Here is a 16,728-nt window from a genome sequence, read left to right as displayed (position 1 = left end):
GCGTACTTCAGAATATCGTGGCCCGGGATTAGCGTCGCTGCCATGAGTGCATTCCTGTACGCCGCGACGCGAACGCCGTTCGGACGCTTCAACGGCGCGCTGGCAGGCGTCCGCCCTGACGACCTCGCTGCCGCCGCGATCACCTCGACGCTCGCCCGGGTGCCGGGGCTCGATCCTGCCGCGGTCGACGACGTGGTGTGGGGCAACGCCAACGGCGCCGGCGAGGAGAACCGCAACGTCGGCCGCATGGCGGCGCTGCTCGCCGGGCTTCCGGTGAGCGTGCCCGGCACCACGGTCAACCGGCTGTGCGGGTCGAGCCTCGATGCGGCGATGATGGCCGGCCGAATGATCGAGTCCGGCGATGCCGAGGTGGTGCTGACCGGCGGCGTGGAGTCGATGACGCGGGCGCCGTGGGTACTGCCCAAGTCGGCGAAACCGTTCCCGGCCGGCGACGTCACCGCCGTCTCGACCACGCTCGGCTGGCGGCTGGTCAACCCGCGGATGCCGAAGGAGTGGACGGTCAGCCTCGGCGAGGCCAACGAGCAGCTTCAGGAGCGCTTCGGCATCTCCCGCGAGCGGCAGGACGAGTTCGCCGCCCGTTCCCACCAACTCGCCCACGCGGCGTGGGAGTCGGGCTTCTACGACGACTTGGTGGTGCCGGTCGAAGGCGTCGACCTGACCCGCGACGAGGGCATCCGAGCCGGATCCACGCCGGAGGTGCTGGCCGGACTCAAGCCGGTGTTCCGTACACCGGAGCAGGGCGGCACCATCACCGCGGGCAACGCCAGCCCGCTCAACGACGGTGCCTCCGCGGTGTTGTTGGGCAGTGAGAAGGCCGCGGCCACGATCGGGGCCGACCCGATCGCCCGTATCGCCGGCCGCGGTGTGATGGCGCTGGAGCCGCAGGCCTTCGGCTACGCCCCGGTCGAGGCCGCGAACCGTGCGCTGGCCCGGGCCGGGATCGGCTGGGACCAGGTGGGCGCGGTCGAGCTCAACGAGGCCTTCGCCGTGCAGTCGCTCGCCTGCCTCGATGCGTGGAAGGTGGACTCCGACATCGTCAACCAGAAGGGCGGCGCCATCGCGATCGGGCACCCGCTGGGCGCCTCGGGCGGCCGCATCCTCGCCACGCTGGCCAAGGTTCTGCGCGAGACGAGGCAGCGCTACGGCGTCGCCGCGATCTGCATCGGGGTCGGGCAGGGGCTGGCCGTCGTACTCGAGAACTGCGATGTCACGGAGACGGCCCAGTGAGCCGGGCGGAGATCGTCGAGAGCGCAGATGCGGCGGTCGCCGGCATCGAGGACGGGTCCACCATTCTCGTCGGCGGCTTCGGCATGGCGGGCATGCCGTTCGATCTGATCGACGCGCTCATCCGGCAGGGTGCGAAGGACCTCACGATCGTGTCCAACAACGCCGGCAACGGCGATGTCGGGCTGGCCGCGCTGCTGGCCGCCGGCCGGGTACGCAAGGTGCTCTGCTCCTTTCCGCGCCAGGCTGACTCCTGGGTCTTCGACGGCCTCTACCGCGAGGGGAAGATCGAGCTCGAGGTGGTGCCGCAGGGCAACCTCGCCGAGCGGATGCGCGCGGCCGGTGCCGGCATCGGCGCGTTCTACTGCCCGACCGCGGTCGGCACGCCGCTGGCCGAGGGCAAGGAGGAGCGTGAGATCGACGGTCGCAAGTACCTGCTGGAGTACCCCATCAGGGGCGACTACGCACTGATCAGCGCGCACGTCGCGGACGCGATGGGCAACCTTGTCTATCGCAAGACAGCCCGCAACTTCGGGCCGGTCATGGCCACGGCCGCGACGACGACCATCGTCCAGGTCGACCAGGTCGTCGAGCCAGGGAAGCTCGACCCCGAGGCCGTCGTGACCCCGTCCATCTACGTCGACAGGGTCGTCCAGGCGAAGGCCCGTCACTACACCGTGCAGGGGGCGCGATGACCACCACGTCAACCACCACGTCGAGCGGCCAGGCGTACGCCGGGGCGCCGAGGAGCGCCGACCACCGGCTCTCGATGGACGAGCTGGCCGCCGTCATCGCACGTGACATCCCGGCCGGTTCCTTCGTCAACCTCGGTATCGGGCAGCCCACCAAGATCGCCGACCATCTGCCGGCCGACTCCGGGGTGGTGCTGCACACCGAGAACGGCATGCTCAACATGGGCCCGAAGGCCGAGGGCGACGCGGTCGACCCTGACCTGACCAACGCCGGCAAGGTCCCGGTGACCGAGCTGCCGGGGGCGGCGTACTTCCACCACGCCGACTCCTTCGCGATGATGCGCGGCGGGCACCTCGATGTCTGCGTCCTCGGTGCCTACCAGGTCGCCTTCAACGGCGACCTCGCCAACTGGCACACCGGTAAGCCCGACGACATCCCTGCCGTCGGCGGCGCCATGGACCTCGCCATCGGCGCCAAGGACGTCTACGTGATGATGACGCTCTTCACCCGCTCCGGTGAGCCGAAGCTCGTGCCGCAGTGCACCTACCCGCTCACCGGCGTCGGCTGCGTCAGCCGCGTGTACACGGACTGCGGCGTCTTCGACGTCGGCCCCGACGGCGTACGGATCCGGGAGACGTACGGCGTCAGCGCCCAAGAGCTGGCGGAGCGACTCGGCATCACGCTGTCTTAGACCGCGTCCTTGTGTGATCGTTCCCCGCTTGGGGGACGGGAACCGGCCACGACCGCCACCACAGGATCCCGTCCCACCTGGCTGGTCAGGCGCCGTCGCTCTCCAAGCTGAGCACCCGCAGCTCCCTGATCAGCCCGTCCGCGTCGACGGTCACGCGCTCGATGCCGCCCTGGGACCCGAGCTGCCCATCGGCGGTGCGCCAGGCCGCTATGAAGCGGACCTCGATCGTTCCTTCGTCGTCGAGCACCGTGGTGGTCCACACGTGCTTGCTGTCGGCCATGTCCGAGTAGAAGCGTCGGTAGAACTCCGTGATGTCGGCCAGGCCGGTCACCGGAGGGAGTTCACCGAACTGCACGGTGGCCTGCGGCGCGAACACCGACTCCAGCTCCTGCAGTGCTTCCGGCTCGTGCACCGCACGGTCAACGAGCGTGATGTAGCGATCGACTACCGTCTCGGTCGTCTGAGTCATTGCACTTCCTCTTTCCCGTGAGGTGTCAGCTCATCAGGGCTTTGCCGAGCTTGGCGCCGACCGGGGTGGAGGCGGCGCGGATCAAGGTGCTGCGGGCGATGCGGCCGAAGCGGTTGGCGGGCATGAAGAAGTGCCGCATGCGCAGGGCTTCCTTCTGGTAGCGGGTGACGAGCGGGCGCAGTCGCTGTTCCCAGCTGCCCAGGGCGGTCGGCAGGTCGCCGTGTTCGGTGAGCAGGCGGGCGAGCAGTTCGGCGCCGGCGATGCCCATGCCGGAGCCCTGTCCGGAGTGGAGGGTCATGCACCAGGCGGAGTCGCCGAGCAGGAGCACCCGGCCCTGGCTCCAGCGGCTCAGGTGGATCTGGCTGACCTGGTCGAACAGGACGGACTCGGAGCGGTCCATCGCCTCCAGCATGGCGGGCACGATGTCCCCGCCGAAGCCGGCGAAGGCCTGGCGCAGGGCGTCGGAGGGCTTCTTGCGGATCTCGGCGGCCGGCCAGTCGGTGCGGTAGAGCAGGAAGGCGACCGGGGGGTGGTCGCGGTAGCTGTTGATCCAGGCGGAGCGGCCGGGGGCGGTGGCGACCAGGGTGTCGCCGTCGCGCATGCCGGGCAGCGGGCCGTCCATGACGCAGGCGGCCACGACGTGGTCGAAGTCCTTGCGGTAGAGGTCCTCGGGGCCGAAGACCAGGGAGCGGACGGTGGAGTGGATGCCGTCGGCGCCGATGAGCAGATCCGCGCTCTCCACGGACCCGTCGGTGAGGGTCACGGTCACCTGGTCGCGGTCCTGGGTGATGGCCGCGGGCCCGGTGCCGTAGCGGATCTCCACCAGGTCCTGGACCGCCTCGTACAGGACGCGCTCGAGATCGCTGCGCAGCAGCATCCGCATCGGGGTGCCGTTGACCTGTTCGGGAAAGGTCAGGCCAGGTGTGAGGCGACCGCGGGAGTCGACTTCGAACGCGCGCCCCTCGGGGTCGCGGCGGTCCGGAAGCGAGTCCAGGATGCCCAGGCGTTCGGCGGCGGTGTAGCCGGGGCCGTTGAAGCGGACGAAGTAGCCGCCGGTGCGGCGTTCTGGCGCCCGCTCGATGATCAGGGGCTGCCAGCCGGCCCGGTGCAGGCTCAGAGCCGCGGCCAGACCGGAGATGCCGGATCCGACGATGAGGGCACGGCGGGCGCCCCGTGGGGGGAGCGACGAAGAGGTCATGCCTCGACCATACCCGTGGTCGATACCGCATGACCAGTTTTGAAATTTGGTCACACGACGAGTCGGGTGGGATGCTGTGTTCATGACCCTGGATCGCCTGGCCGCTTCCCCGCAGGCCGACGACGAACGCGCCGAGCGCATCCTGGCCGCCGCGCGCGAGCTGCTGTTGGCGTGGGGCTACAAGCGGGTCACCGTCGATGAGATCGCCCGCCGCGCCCGTATCGGCAAGGGCACCGTCTACCTGCACTGGAAGACGAAAGAGACGCTGTTCACCGAACTGCTGCGGCGCGAACTCCACAAGCAGCTCGGCATCCTCGCCGCCGGAATCGGGCAGGACGCGTCCGCCGCCCTGCCCAGCAGGCTGGTCCGGGAGGTGTTCCTGCAGCAGACCCGCAACCCCCTCGACCGGGCCCTCCACGCCGGTGACAGCGATGTCCTCGGCGCGCTCGCCATCACCGCGAACGGCCTTCCCGTCATCCAGGAACTCGGCTTCCACACCCTGCTCGCCCGCGTCGTCGACGTATGGCGCGCGCACGGGTTGGTGACTGTCACAGCACCGGCGGCGGACCAGATCCACACGATCGACGCGGTGCTGACCGGGTTCATGACGGGGGGCATCGCCGTCCCCCCGAGCGAGGAGTTCCCCCCGGACCACCGGGCGGACCTGCTCGGCCACACGATCAAAGCAGCCCTCGAAACCTCCGCCGGGCCGGACGAGGTCACCCTCCGCGCAGCCGCTCAGGACGTTCTCGCCGCCTTGGCAGCCGCCCAGGGCACGCTCGCCGAGGCCCGCTCGCGCTCGGCGGCCCGCTGAGCGGCAGGGGCCCCGCCGGTCGGGCAGACAGGACGACGAGGGCACAGGGGCTGCGGCTCATCCCCGTTACTTACGGCAGGCCCGGCCATGGAGAGACGCCTGAGGGGGCCTCCGGCGGCAGCGGCGTTGTGGCCACGCCAAGGGGGGCCGTGTCGCGTCCCCGCGTGGTCTGACCCTCCGCCGCCGGGTGCTCGGAGTGGACGATCGGGCGAGGTCGGGCGGCACAGCAGGGTGTGTGGTGTCTCCGCTGCGGGACTGTGTCGGCCATGGCCTGGCAAAGCCGACGGCCTTTCGTGGTGAATCCCGGGCCGGTGGCGGCAGGCCGTCCCCTGCCGCCACCGACCACCGGGTCCAGGCTTCTTCACCGCCGGGCCGGGCATCCTTCCGCTCTGGGTGCGTCCGGCCCGGCGTCTGTCACTCGGTCGGGTAGGAGAGCTCGATGTCGTGGCTCTTCACACCCGAGCCGTGCACGGTCAGGTGGGTGGCCTTCGGCGGGTAGCCGGCCGCCATGACCGTGTACTCGCCGCCGTCCAGGTCGGTGAAGGCATAGCCGCCGTCCTCGCCGGTGATCGCGGTGACCACCACGTTGCCGACCGCGTCGACGAGCGTGACCCGCGCGTCGTTCAGCGGCCGGCCCGCGGCCGTGACCACACCCTGCACCGGCAGGCCGGAGAACAGTTCGACCTCCGTCCTGGTGACGCCCTGCGCGGCGATCTCGACAGGCAGCGCGATCGGCCGGTACCCGGCCGCGGTCACCGCGAGGGTCAGCTGGCCGGGCACCAGCTCGGCGAAGCCGAAGGTGCCGTCCGCGTCGGTCAGCCCGGCGGCGAGCACGTCGCCACGCACGTCGGCCGCGACCACCATGGCGCCGACGACCGGCTCCTTGCGGTCGGCCGACCTGACCGTGCCGACCAGGCCGCTGGTGCCGGAGAGCAGGATGTCGTACGAGACCGGCTCGTCGCCGATCACCACCGTGGACGCCTGCGGCTGGTAGCCCTCGGCGGAGGCGATGAGCACGTAGCTGCCCGCGCCCGGCGCGTCCACCGTGTACGAACCGTCCGGGTGGGCCACCACGCGGCCCACCTGCCGCCCGCCCAGCGAGATCAGGGTGACGGCTGCCTGCGGCACGGGTGCCGACTCGGCGCCGATGACGTGGCCGCTGACCGGGATGCCGCCGGAGGACCGGACCGCGGCAGCGGCACTCGGGGTCGCTACCGAGACGGGCGAAGCGTCTGGGGCGGGCGCGGCCGGGCTCGGCACCTTCGCGTCGTTCTCGTCGTGCCCGTCCTTCCGGGCGCGAAGGCCGAACGCCGCGAGGGCGGCGCCGACGAGGGCGAGGATGCCGGTGAGCAGGACGGCGGTGTGGACGCCGTTCATGAAGGCGGTGTGGCTGCCCTCCACCACGGCGGCCCTGAGCTGTGCGGGCATCGCGTCGGAGACCGGGGCGACGCCCATCGCGACCGCGTCCTTCGCCTCCTCGAAGCGAGCGGCTGCCGAGTGGGGCACGCCGGAGTCGGTCAGTGAGTCGGTGAGTGTGGAGCCGACGCGGCTGCTGATGAGGGAGACGAGCACCGAGGTGCCGAGCGCGCCGCCGACCTGGAGCGAAGTGGCCTGGAGGCCACCCGCGATGCCACCGTCCTGGACGGGGGCGTTGCCGACGATCGCGTCGGAGGACGCGGACATCACCATGCCGACGCCGAAACCGAGCGCGACGAACGGCGGCCACATGGTGGCGTACGACGAGTCGGCGCTCCACGCGAGCATCGTGAACGCGGCGCCGGCCTGGAGCACCATCCCGAGCGGCATGGTCAGGCGCGGTCCGAACTTCTCGGTGAGCTTCGCGCCGAGCGGCGAGGCCAGCATGGAGGCGAGGCTGAGGGGCAGGGTGCGCACACCGGACTCGACGGGCGTGAAGCCACGTACGTTCTGCAGGTACAGCATCACGAAGAAGATCACGCCGAGCAGGACGAAGAAGTTCAGCGCGGTGACGATCGTACCGATGGTCAGGGCCGGGTTGCGGAACAGCCGCATGGGGAGGAGGGGGTGCGCGACGCGGGTCTCGTACCAGCCGAAGAGGACCAGGACGACGACACCGCCGACGATCGCGCCGAGCGTGCCGGCCGAAGTCCAGCCCCACGTCTCGCCCTTGACGACGCCGAAGACGACGGCGAGCAGTCCGAGGGCGAGCAGCACGACGCCGGGCACGTCGAACTTCTCGCCCGCGGCCGCCTCGTTCTTGGACTGCGGCAGCACCACGAGGCCGAAGAGGAGGGCGATGACGCCGATGGGGGCGTTGATGTAGAAGACGGACTCCCAGTTGACGTGCTCGACGAGCAGTCCGCCGACGATCGGGCCGAGCGCGGTGGAGACGGACGAGATCATCGCCCAGATGCCGACCGCCATGCCGAACTTCTTCGGCGGGAACACGGCACGCAGCAACGCGAGGGTGTTGGGCATGAGCATCGCACCGAAGAGGCCCTGCACGGCCCGGAAGGCGATGACGCCCTCGATCGAGCCGGCGAGGCCGATCGCGACGGACGCGACGGTGAACCCGACGACGCCGACGAGGTAGACCGTACGGCGCCCGAAGCGGTCGCCGAGCTTGCCGCCCAGGATGAGGGCGGCGGCGAGAGCGAGCAGGTAGGAGTTGGTGACCCACTGCAGTTCGGCGGTGGTGGCGTTCAGGTCGCGGGCGATCTCGGCGTTGGCGATCGAGACGACCGAGCCGTCGAGGCCGACCATGAACAGGCCGAGCCCGACGGCGAGCAGCGTCAGCCAGGGGTTGGCGCGAAGACCGCGGGGGTGGGGGCTGGATACGGGAGTGGGCGCTGTGGAAACAGCGGTGACAGACATGTGTGAGCTGTCCTCGGGACGTGCGGCGCGCGGCTAGGGCGCGTGGACATGTGTGGAGAGCTGCGTATGCGAGCAGCACACCCGGCCCCGTCGCAGCAGCGGCAAGGGCAGTAGGCGTACGGGGAGAGTCGGACCGGTCAGGCGGAGTGGTCGCGCAGGCGCCGGGTGAGAGCCTCGAGGGCGCCGAGCGCCGAGCCGAGGGCGTCGCGGTCGCCGTCGGTGAGGGTACGCAGCGCGGCCGCGAACTGCGCCGCTGCGATGTTTTCGACCTCGCTGAGGCGCTGACGCGCCTTGGCAGTGACGCACAGGTGCGCCACACGTTTGTCGGTGTCGTCCTGATGCCGTTCCAGCAGGCCCGCGTCGGTGAGGCGGGTGACCAGGGCGCTGACGTTGTTCGGCATCATCCGCAGCGCCTCGGCCGCCTTGTGGACGGTCGCGCCGTCGTGCTCGGCGACGTACTGAAGCAGGGCCAACTGCCGCTCGGGGAGCTTGCGGTAGGGCAGGTGCCCGTCGATGCTCTGCTTGAGGTACCGGTTCAGCACGGGCAGGCACGCCACGAGGCCTGCGGCCACATGGTCGGCGCCCTGGCTCATGTGAGCCTCACTGATTCCGGTCATGCCGCCAAGTTACCTATGAAAAGAAACCTATGTCAAAAGACTGATTGATGGCCGCGGCTGGCCCGGATCCCACGAAGGCATTGGGTGGGCGGTGAGGATTCGGCCCCTGGGAGGGCGTCGGTCCCTGGAAACCGCCGTCATCGGGTGGGGCCTCTTCGCAGGACCTTGTCGATGCCCACTGCCACGATGACGAGGGTGCCGGTCGCTACGTCCTGGTAGAGGCTGTCGATGCCTGCGTGGGTGAGGCCGGAGCGGAGCACGCTGACGATCAGTGTCCCGATGAGGGTTCCGACGACGCCTCCGCGGCCGCCGAACAGGCTTGTTCCGCCGATGACGACGGCGGTGATGCTCTCCAGGTTCGCGGTCTGGTAGGCGTTCGGGTCGGCGTTGGGGATGCGGCCGAGGGCCTGCCAGGCCGCGAAGCCGTAGAGCAGCCCGGCGGTGACGTACACCGACAGCACCGTGCGCTGCACGTTGATGCCCGTCAGGCGGGCTGACTGGGGTGCGTTGCCGACGGCGTAGACGTGGCGGCCCCAGGCGGTCTTGGCGAGCAGGTACCAGAAGAAGGCGTACAGGCCCACCAGTACGAACGTTCCCCAGGTGACGAGTGCCCCGCCGATGCGGATGCCGTTTCCCCAGAAGCGGAGCAGTTCGTCCGTCACCGGATAGCTGCGGGACTGCGAGTAGAGCCTGCTCACCGCGTAGACGACGGTCAGGATCCCCAGGGTCACGATGAACGGGGGGAGGCCGAGGCGGGTCACCAGCAGCCCGCTCACCAGTCCGATGGCCGTCGTCACGAACAGGCCGAGCAGTACTGCTGCCGCGGGATTGCCGCCCTCGAAGACGTGCCTGGCCATGATGACCGTGCCGAGGACCGCGATGGCGCCGTTGGCGAGGTCGATGCCCGCGGTGAGGATGATCAGGGACTGGCCCAGGGCCAGCGTGCCGATCACGATGGACTGCTGCAGTACCAGGGACAGGTTGGCGGGTGTCAGGAACGTTTCCGTGGCGAGTGAGAAGGCCACCACGGCGACGATCAGGGCGGCCAGGGGGCCGGCGGTCGGCGTGCGCAGGGCGTACCGGAGCAGTTCCCGGCGTGAGGCAGCCGGTTCGCTCTCGGGGGCGGGCGCGGTGGCAGGTGATCTCATGGGGTGCGGTGGTCCCTTCGAACCGCTGCACACCGGGATGCCAACCCCAGCAGCCGGGATGTCATCCCCAGCATCGGTCGAGTCCCCAGGCCGTGTTCTGTGACTTCAGCCCCTTCACCGGTTTGTCGGTGATGAGCGCCGTGCCCGTGTCCGTGAAGCCCGACGGCTTCTTCCCGCTCTTCGCGAACTCGGCGACCGCGGCCACACCGTCGTCAGCCATCCTGACCGGGAACTGCATGACAGTGGCCGCGTACTTGCCGGCCTTCACGTCGCGTACGCCCGTGCATCCGCCGTCGATGGAACCGATGGTCACCTGGTCGGCGAGCCCGGCTTCGGAGACTGCCGCGTGGGCGCCGGCGGCCACCGGTTCGTTGATGGTGTAGATGGTGTTCGCGTCGCTCGCCCGCTGCAGCAGGCTCTCCAGCGCGGCCTGCGCGGTGTTCTGGTCGGCGTTGGTGTCCGCGCGGCCGACGATCGCCGGCGAGCCCTCCTTGAGCTTGAAGCCCTTGAGGAAACCGTCGTGGCGTTGGCGGCTGACCGAGGAGCCCTGCGTACCGTCAAGCATGATCAGCTTGGGTTCCCGGTCGCCGAGCACGGCCCTGAGGTAGGCACCCTGCAGCCGCCCCGCCTCGAAGTTGTCGGTCGCGAACGTGGCGTCCACCGCGTCCGCCGGGTCGGTCGTGGTGTCGAGTGCGATCACCAGGATGCCCTGTTGGCGGGCGTCCTCGATCGCGTCCAGGATGCCCGTCGTGTTCGACGGTGTGACGAGGATGCCCTTCGCGCCGCGGGAGACGAGGCTCTCGATCGCGGCGACCTGACCTTCGTTGTCGCCGTCGAACTTGCCGGAGAGAGCGATGAGCTCAGCGTTGTGCTTCGCCGCCGCGGTCGCGGCGGCCTCCCGCATCGTCACGAAGAAGGGGTTGGTCTCGGTCTTGGTCACCAGGCCGATCGTGATCTTCTCGCCCTTCTGGCCACCCGCGGAGTCCTGACCTCCGCCGCACGCGACGCCGCCGAGCAGCAAGACTCCTGTCGCGAGGAGTGCGAACCCGTGGCCTCGGCGCCGCTGCCGGGTGCGCTCGCGGCTTGCGGGCTTACGGTCTGCGCGCTCGCGGCCTGGGGGCTTACGGTCTGCGCCCTCGCGGCCTGCGGGTTCGCGGCCTGTGCGGTCGTGGCCCATGGGTGACACCTCCTCCAGCCGGCGGCAGCGTCATGCGCGCTCTGTGTCATGCGTCATGCGCGCTTTGTGTCGTACGCGCTCTGTGTCCTGCGCGCTCTGTGGCGTACGCACTCTGTGTCATACGAACTCTCCGTGACCTACATCATGCGTCCAGAATCTTCCGCTATGTCGGCTTGTGCCCCCGGGGGCGGGCAGACGGACGGCATGCAGACCTATGGATTGCGGCCGTGGTCGTTGAGGCGAAGGATGGTGAACGGCCTGGTAGGGAGCGCCTGCGGGGCTCGTACGGCATGAGGTCCAGGTCTCCGCCGAGGCCGTGCGGCGTCACCCCGTCGAGCGGAGAAGGTGAGGTGCCCGTGACCGCCCCGCCTCTGCTGGCGCTGCGTGGAATCTCCAAGCGGTTCGGCGCCGTCCAGGCCCTCATGGACGTCGAGCTGGAGATCCACAGTGGTGAGGTCGTCGCGCTACTGGGCGACAACGGCGCCGGCAAGTCCACCCTCATCAAGGTCATCTCGGGTGTCGTACCCGCGGACAAGGGCGTCATCGAGTGGGAGGGCCGGTCTGTGCAGGTCAGGTCGCCCCGGGACGCCCAGCGTCTGGGCATCGCGACCGTCCACCAGAACCTGGCGCTGTGCGACAACCTCGACGTCGCCGAGAACCTCTTTCTCGGACGGGAGCGGCGACGCGCCGGCCCTCTGGGCAGCATCTGCCGGCTGGTCGACAGCGGCGGTATGCGGCGGGAGGCCCGCAGACAGCTCGACGAGCTGGGGATCCGCATCCCTGATGTACGTGTCCCCGTCGCCGTCCTGTCGGCAGGGCAACGGCAGAGTGTCGCGATCTCCCGTGCGCATCTCGGCGAGCCCAAGGCCGTACTCCTCGACGAGCCCACGGCCGCTCTGGGCGTCCAGCAGACCAGTCACGTCCTCGATCTCGTCGACCAGCTTCGCGAGCGCGGCATCGGGGTGCTTCTGATCAGCCACAACATGGGGGACGTCAAAGCCGTCGCGGATCGGGCGGCGGTGCTGCGGCTCGGCCGCAACAACGGCTTCTTCGATGTGCCGACCACCTCTCACGACCAGATCATCTCCTCGATCACCGGTGCCGCGAGCAGCGCCTGATCCCCGAGCAGCGCCTGATCCAGAGCAGCGCCTGATCCAGAGCAGCGCCTCGTCCATCAGCACCGCTGCGTCACGATCGCGTGACCCGTACCCGGTAGTCACCCCCACGCTCGGCCCCCGCGACCGTGATCCGTACGCCGCTCTTGGCGTCGGTGAAGGTGCTGTCTGCTCCGTACGTCGCGTCGGAGAGTTCCGCGTGGACGTTGGGGCGGCGGGTACAGCCGCCGCTGCGCGGGGTCGAGTCGACGACCGTGATCGGTCCGTGGCCCGTGTCTATGTCCGCGTCGACGCGGTAGACGAGCACGCCCGGCTTGCAGACGGCCTCGTCGTTGCCTGCCTGGGTGCGTACCTCGACGGCGTAGCCGGTCGTCTTCGTCAGGGGTATGAAGAGGAGCTTCGGGCCGCCGGACCGGGACAGGGGAGTCAGGAGGTGTTCCGATGTGCCGCGCGTGGAGGCGCAGGATATCTGGGTGTTGTCGAGCCAGCCGAGCTTCCACTTGTGCCAGCCGAGCAGGTCGTTGTTGGCACCCCAGTCCTCGCTCATGATGTCCCAGTGGCCGACGGCGCCGCCGCCCTCCTGGGTGTAGAGGTCGGGCAGTCCGAAGACGTGGCCGTTCTCATGGGGGAGGACCCGGTAGCCGGTCTCGTCGTAGGTGCCGGAGCCGTCGTCCTGGCGGCTGTAGACGAAGGACGCGTTGGCGATCGGGACGCCGTCCGCCACCGGGGCGTCGTGGTTGCCTGCGAAGGTGACGGAGAGGACGGTGTCGAGGGCGGACGGGCCGGCGTTCGGGGTTATCAGTACGTTCACCAGGTCGTACGCACGGAAGTCCACGTCCGGGTCGGCTACGGCGATGATGTCGTCCACGAGCCGGCGATAGCCGGGGTCGAAGGGGGCGCCCCGCTGTATGCCGTAATCCGTGAACCGTTTTGGCATCCGCAGCCAGTGCCGTATGGGGGCCTCGGGGCGGTAGTCGAGACGGCCGTACGAGCTGGTGCGGAACCAGTCGCGGGTCTGTGGGAAGAACTCGGCGAGGCGGTCCGCCGCGCTGCCCTCACCGGGCACGTCGGGGAAGTCGACCATCAGATTGAGGGCCCGGACCGTGCCCGTGGAGCGTGCGTAACCGGTCGCCGTGGGCATGCCCTCGGACATCTGTACGCCTATCACGCCGTTGATCATGCAGGGGCTGAGTGCGGCGTTGCGGCCTCGGCTCATGGCTCCCGAGGCGGTGGTCGAGTCGGCCATGAGCCCGCCGGTGCTGGCCGACGTGGTCACCGCCAGGGTCAGGGCGGCAAGCGACGCAAGGACGGCGGTGCGGCGCGGGCCGCGTATCCGACGACGGCTGGTCGGCTGCATGCAGTGGCCTTCCGCTCCGCGGCAGCCGGGCCGATCTGGCTGCTCCCTCTCGATCACCCTGTGCCGAGGGATGCGCGGGCGCCTGCTGGGTGCGCCGATCGTGGGTTTCCGGCGGGGGAGAGGGTGTGACTCGGTTCACAGGGAGTGCGGGAAATAACCGGGGATCGTTTCCCCGTTTAGTCAGGTGTCCGGGCGAATCGGGGAGGGAATCCCCGGATCGCCCGACGGACGACGGATGATCCGTGGATCACCCCGCCACCACGGGGAACTATCCGTGGCAATCCGGGGCCACCCGGGGGTCGTTCGTCAGCCGTAACCGAAGTCAGCCGTCAACCGAAGTCAGCCGTCCGGCGAAGTCAGCCGTCAACCGAAGTCGGCCGCCAAGAGGAGTGCACACGTGAACGCCGTGGACGCCGCCACCGTCGCGCAGCGCCGTACGTCCCGCCCGCGGGCCGACGCCCTGCGCAACCGGGAGCGGATCGTCGCCGCCGCGCGCGAGATGTTCGTCGAGTTCGGCGCCGAGGTGCCGTTCGACGAGATCGCGCGCCGCGCCGGCGTCGGAAACGCCACGTTGTACCGGCACTTTCCCGATCGCGAGGCACTCGTACGCGAGGTCGTGTGCTCGGTCATGGACGGGACGTCGGAGCTGGCCGAGGCGGCGCTCGCCGAGGAGGGCGACGCCTTCGCGGCCCTGCGCCGCTTCGTGCACGCAGCCGCCGACGAGCGGGTCGGCGCCCTGTGCCCGATGCTCTCCGGCAGCTTCGACAAGCACCACCCGGATCTGCTGGCCGCCCGCGAACGGATCGAGGCTCTCGTCGAGGCGCTCATGGAGCGGGCCCGGCGGGCCGGGCAGCTGCGCTCCGACGTCGCCGTCGGCGATCTGATGGTCGCACTCAGCCAGCTCACCAGGCCGCTGCCCGGAACCGGGTGCCTGGGCATGGACCGCTTCGTCCACCGCCATCTGCAGCTGTTCCTGGACGGTCTGCAGGCCCCCGCCCGTTCCGAACTGCCGGGCACCGCAGCCACTTTGGAGGATCTGAGGCGGCCGGACTGACACGCACCGGACCACACCGGTCCCGACCGATGGACCACACCGGTCCCGACCGACACCGACCCCGATCCACAAACGAGTTCAAGCCGAGTTCGAGCCGAGTTCCATCAGGTTCCCTGCTCGGCTGATGAGTTCTGCGCGCTTCGCCCGTCAACGTTGACGAGCTCGAGCGTTACGCCCGCCGACTCCCTGCCACGTCCACGTCCCGAAGTGGGTACCTCCATGCCTGAAACCGCCAAGGCTGCTCCGCAGGCAGCAGCCTCCGCCCCCGACGCCAACCGCTGGAAAGCGCTCGTCTTCATCGCGCTCGCCCAGCTGATGGTCGTGCTCGACGCGACCATCGTGAACATCGCACTGCCCTCCGCCCAGCAGGATTTGGGCATATCCGACGGCAACCGGCAGTGGGTCATCACGGCCTACGCCCTCGCCTTCGGCGGTCTGCTGCTGTTCGGCGGCCGTATCGCCGACCTCTGGGGCCGCAAGCGCACGTTCGTGACCGGTCTGATCGGCTTCGCCGCGGCCTCCGCGCTGGGCGGTGCGGCGCAGGGCGAGGCGACGATGCTCGGCGCCCGCGCTCTGCAGGGTGTGTTCGGCGCGCTGCTGGCGCCGGCCGCGCTGTCCCTGCTCGCGGTGATGTTCACCGAGGCCAGGGAGCGCGCCAAGGCGTTCGGCATCTACGGCGCGATCGCCGGTGGCGGCGGCGCCGTGGGCCTGATTCTCGGCGGCTTCCTCACCGAGTACCTCGACTGGCGCTGGACGTTCTTCGTGAACATCCCGTTCGCCGTGGTCGCGGCCGCGGGTGCGTACTTCGTCATCCGTGAGCCGGCCGGCTCCCGCAACCGATCGTCCCTCGACATCCCGGGCGTGATCCTCTCCACCCTGGGCCTCGTGTCCCTGGTGTACGGGTTCACGCGCGCCGAGTCCGACGGCTGGTCGGACTCCGTGACCATCGGCCTGTTCGTCGCATCGGCGGTGCTGCTGGCCGGGTTCATCCTCGTCGAGTCCAAGGTGAAGGCGCCGCTGCTGCCCTTGCGCGTGCTGACCGACCGCAACCGCGGCGGCGTCTACCTGTCGCTGGGCCTCGCCGTGATCGCGATGTTCGGGCTGTTCCTCTTCCTCACGTACTACCTGCAGATCGTGAAGGGGTACTCCCCGGTCAAGACCGGCTTCGCGTTCCTGCCGATGATCGTCGGCATGATCGCCGGTTCGACGCAGATCGGCGCCCGTCTGATGACCCGGGTCGCGCCCCGTCTCCTGATGGGCCCGGGCTTCCTCGTCGCCGCGGTCGGCATGCTGCTGCTGACGCAGATGGAGATCGACTCGTCGTACGTGGGTCTGCTGCTGCCGGCACAGCTGCTGCTCGGCCTCGGCATGGGTACGGCGTTCATGCCCGCGATGTCGCTGGCCACCCATGGTGTGGAGCCGCGGGACGCCGGTGTCGCCTCCGCGATGGTCAACACCTCGCAGCAGGTGGGCGGGGCGATCGGCACGGCGCTGCTGAACACCGTCGCCGCGTCCGCGACCACCGCGTACATCAAGGACCACATCGCCACGGCGGCCTCCAAGCCGCAGCAGCAGCTGGTGCAGCTGCAGGGCATGGTGCACGGCTACACGAACGCGATCTGGTTCGCCGTCGGCATCCTGGTCGTGTCCGCGGTGATCGCGCTGACCTTCGTCAACACGGGCCGCCCGGGCGGGGCCACGGCCTCCGGGCGGGCCGACAGCGAGGACGCGCAGGACGAGGTGCACGTGCCGGTGGTCGCGCACTAGCCCGGCGTACGGGCATCTGAGGCCCGACAACCAACGGTCGCGGGCTCAGCGGAGCCAGGGCAGGTCCGCGCCAGCGTCCTTCGGCTCCAGTCCCTCGGCGACGATCTGCATGATCTCGCCGAGGGACTTCTGCTGTTCGGGCGTGAGCCGGTCGAAGAGCGCCTGGCGGACGGCTGCCACATGGCCGGGTGCCGTCCTGCTCAGCACCTCGTACCCCGCATCGGTGAGCACGGCGAACTGGCCGCGCTTGTCCGATGGGCAGTCCTCGCGGCGCACCCAGCCGTTCTTCTCCAGCCGCGCGATCGCGTGCGAGAGGCGCGAGCGCGTGATCTTGGCGACCATGGCCAGCTCGGTCATCCGCAGCCTGCGCCGCGGGGCTTCGGAGAGCCGTACGAGCAGTCCGTAGTAAACATGCGGCATACCCGCGTCCCGCTGCAGCTGCCGGTCGAGATGGTCCTCAAGGAGCATGGTGGCGTTCAGATACGCCAGCCAGATGCGCTGTTCCTCGCTGGTCAGCCAGCGCGGCTCTG

15 protein-coding genes are annotated in these 16,728 nt (G+C 69.8%); 7 read left to right on the top strand and 8 right to left on the bottom strand.

The window, feature by feature from the left end; translation table 11 throughout:
- Positions 1-42 precede the first annotated feature (42 nt).
- From H1D24_RS37965 to H1D24_RS37955, 3 genes are read left to right on the top strand one after another with little or no spacing between them, the layout of a single operon-like run.
- Positions 43-1,248 carry a thiolase family protein gene (locus H1D24_RS37965; protein ID WP_181662302.1) on the top strand — a complete coding sequence of 402 codons (1,206 nt, stop codon included), beginning with the start codon at positions 43-45 and terminating at the stop codon, positions 1,246-1,248.
- On the top strand, positions 1,245-1,940 hold the full coding sequence (locus tag H1D24_RS37960) for a 3-oxoacid CoA-transferase subunit A (protein ID WP_181662301.1): 696 nt from the start codon (positions 1,245-1,247) through the stop codon (positions 1,938-1,940). Before H1D24_RS37965 ends, H1D24_RS37960 begins: the two co-directional genes overlap by 4 nt.
- Positions 1,937-2,629, top strand: coding sequence for a 3-oxoacid CoA-transferase subunit B (locus H1D24_RS37955; protein WP_181662300.1), 693 nt, complete (start codon positions 1,937-1,939; stop codon positions 2,627-2,629). The genes H1D24_RS37960 and H1D24_RS37955 overlap by 4 nt, the downstream gene beginning before the upstream one ends.
- Positions 2,630-2,714: 85 nt before the next feature.
- On the opposite strand, the gene H1D24_RS37950 is transcribed toward H1D24_RS37955, so the two are convergent.
- On the bottom strand, positions 2,715-3,098 hold the full coding sequence (locus H1D24_RS37950) for a nuclear transport factor 2 family protein (RefSeq protein ID WP_181662299.1): 384 nt from the start codon (positions 3,096-3,098) through the stop codon (positions 2,715-2,717).
- A 25-nt stretch (positions 3,099-3,123) separates the two neighbouring features.
- Positions 3,124-4,296, bottom strand: coding sequence for an FAD-dependent monooxygenase (locus H1D24_RS37945; protein ID WP_181662298.1), 1,173 nt, complete (start codon positions 4,294-4,296; stop codon positions 3,124-3,126).
- An 82-nt stretch (positions 4,297-4,378) separates the two neighbouring features.
- Between H1D24_RS37945 and H1D24_RS37940 the strand changes: the two genes are divergently transcribed.
- Positions 4,379-5,110 (top strand): TetR/AcrR family transcriptional regulator, encoded by a 732-nt coding sequence (locus H1D24_RS37940; RefSeq protein WP_181662297.1) that lies wholly within the window; start codon positions 4,379-4,381, stop codon positions 5,108-5,110.
- A gap of 414 nt (positions 5,111-5,524) precedes the next feature.
- On the opposite strand, the gene H1D24_RS44455 is transcribed toward H1D24_RS37940, so the two are convergent.
- From H1D24_RS44455 to H1D24_RS37920, 4 genes are all read right to left on the bottom strand, one after another.
- Positions 5,525-7,963 carry an MFS transporter gene (locus H1D24_RS44455; protein ID WP_181662296.1) on the bottom strand — a complete coding sequence of 813 codons (2,439 nt, stop codon included), beginning with the start codon at positions 7,961-7,963 and terminating at the stop codon, positions 5,525-5,527.
- Between the two features lie 137 nt (positions 7,964-8,100).
- The gene (locus H1D24_RS37930) at positions 8,101-8,580 is read right to left on the bottom strand and encodes a MarR family winged helix-turn-helix transcriptional regulator (RefSeq protein WP_181662295.1); all 480 of its coding nucleotides are present in this window, start codon (positions 8,578-8,580) and stop codon (positions 8,101-8,103) included.
- A gap of 137 nt (positions 8,581-8,717) precedes the next feature.
- Positions 8,718-9,728 carry an ABC transporter permease gene (locus tag H1D24_RS37925; protein WP_181662294.1) on the bottom strand — a complete coding sequence of 337 codons (1,011 nt, stop codon included), beginning with the start codon at positions 9,726-9,728 and terminating at the stop codon, positions 8,718-8,720.
- 61 nt (positions 9,729-9,789) lie between these two features.
- On the bottom strand, positions 9,790-10,905 hold the full coding sequence (locus H1D24_RS37920; protein WP_181662293.1) for a substrate-binding domain-containing protein: 1,116 nt from the start codon (positions 10,903-10,905) through the stop codon (positions 9,790-9,792).
- A gap of 356 nt (positions 10,906-11,261) precedes the next feature.
- Between H1D24_RS37920 and H1D24_RS37915 the strand changes: the two genes are divergently transcribed.
- Entirely contained in the window at positions 11,262-12,023 is a 762-nt protein-coding gene (locus H1D24_RS37915) for an ATP-binding cassette domain-containing protein (protein ID WP_309484596.1), read from the top strand.
- A gap of 70 nt (positions 12,024-12,093) precedes the next feature.
- On the opposite strand, the gene H1D24_RS37910 is transcribed toward H1D24_RS37915, so the two are convergent.
- The gene (locus H1D24_RS37910; protein WP_181662291.1) at positions 12,094-13,377 is read right to left on the bottom strand and encodes a M6 family metalloprotease domain-containing protein; all 1,284 of its coding nucleotides are present in this window, start codon (positions 13,375-13,377) and stop codon (positions 12,094-12,096) included.
- A gap of 406 nt (positions 13,378-13,783) precedes the next feature.
- Between H1D24_RS37910 and H1D24_RS37905 the strand changes: the two genes are divergently transcribed.
- Positions 13,784-14,431: a TetR/AcrR family transcriptional regulator gene (locus tag H1D24_RS37905; protein ID WP_181662323.1), complete on the top strand. Its 648-nt coding sequence runs from the start codon at positions 13,784-13,786 to the stop codon at positions 14,429-14,431.
- 219 nt (positions 14,432-14,650) lie between these two features.
- Positions 14,651-16,198, top strand: coding sequence for an MFS transporter (locus tag H1D24_RS37900; RefSeq protein ID WP_181662290.1), 1,548 nt, complete (start codon positions 14,651-14,653; stop codon positions 16,196-16,198).
- Between the two features lie 45 nt (positions 16,199-16,243).
- Here H1D24_RS37900 and H1D24_RS37895 read toward each other — a convergent pair.
- A partial coding sequence (locus tag H1D24_RS37895; protein ID WP_181662289.1) for a MarR family winged helix-turn-helix transcriptional regulator occupies positions 16,244-16,728 on the bottom strand: 485 nt, incomplete at its 5' end.

It is taken from the genome of Streptomyces himalayensis subsp. himalayensis (genome assembly GCF_013778455.1).
Taxonomy (GTDB): Bacteria; Actinomycetota; Actinomycetes; order Streptomycetales; family Streptomycetaceae; genus Streptomyces; species Streptomyces himalayensis.
This window is presented reverse-complemented; position numbering and strand designations above follow the sequence as displayed.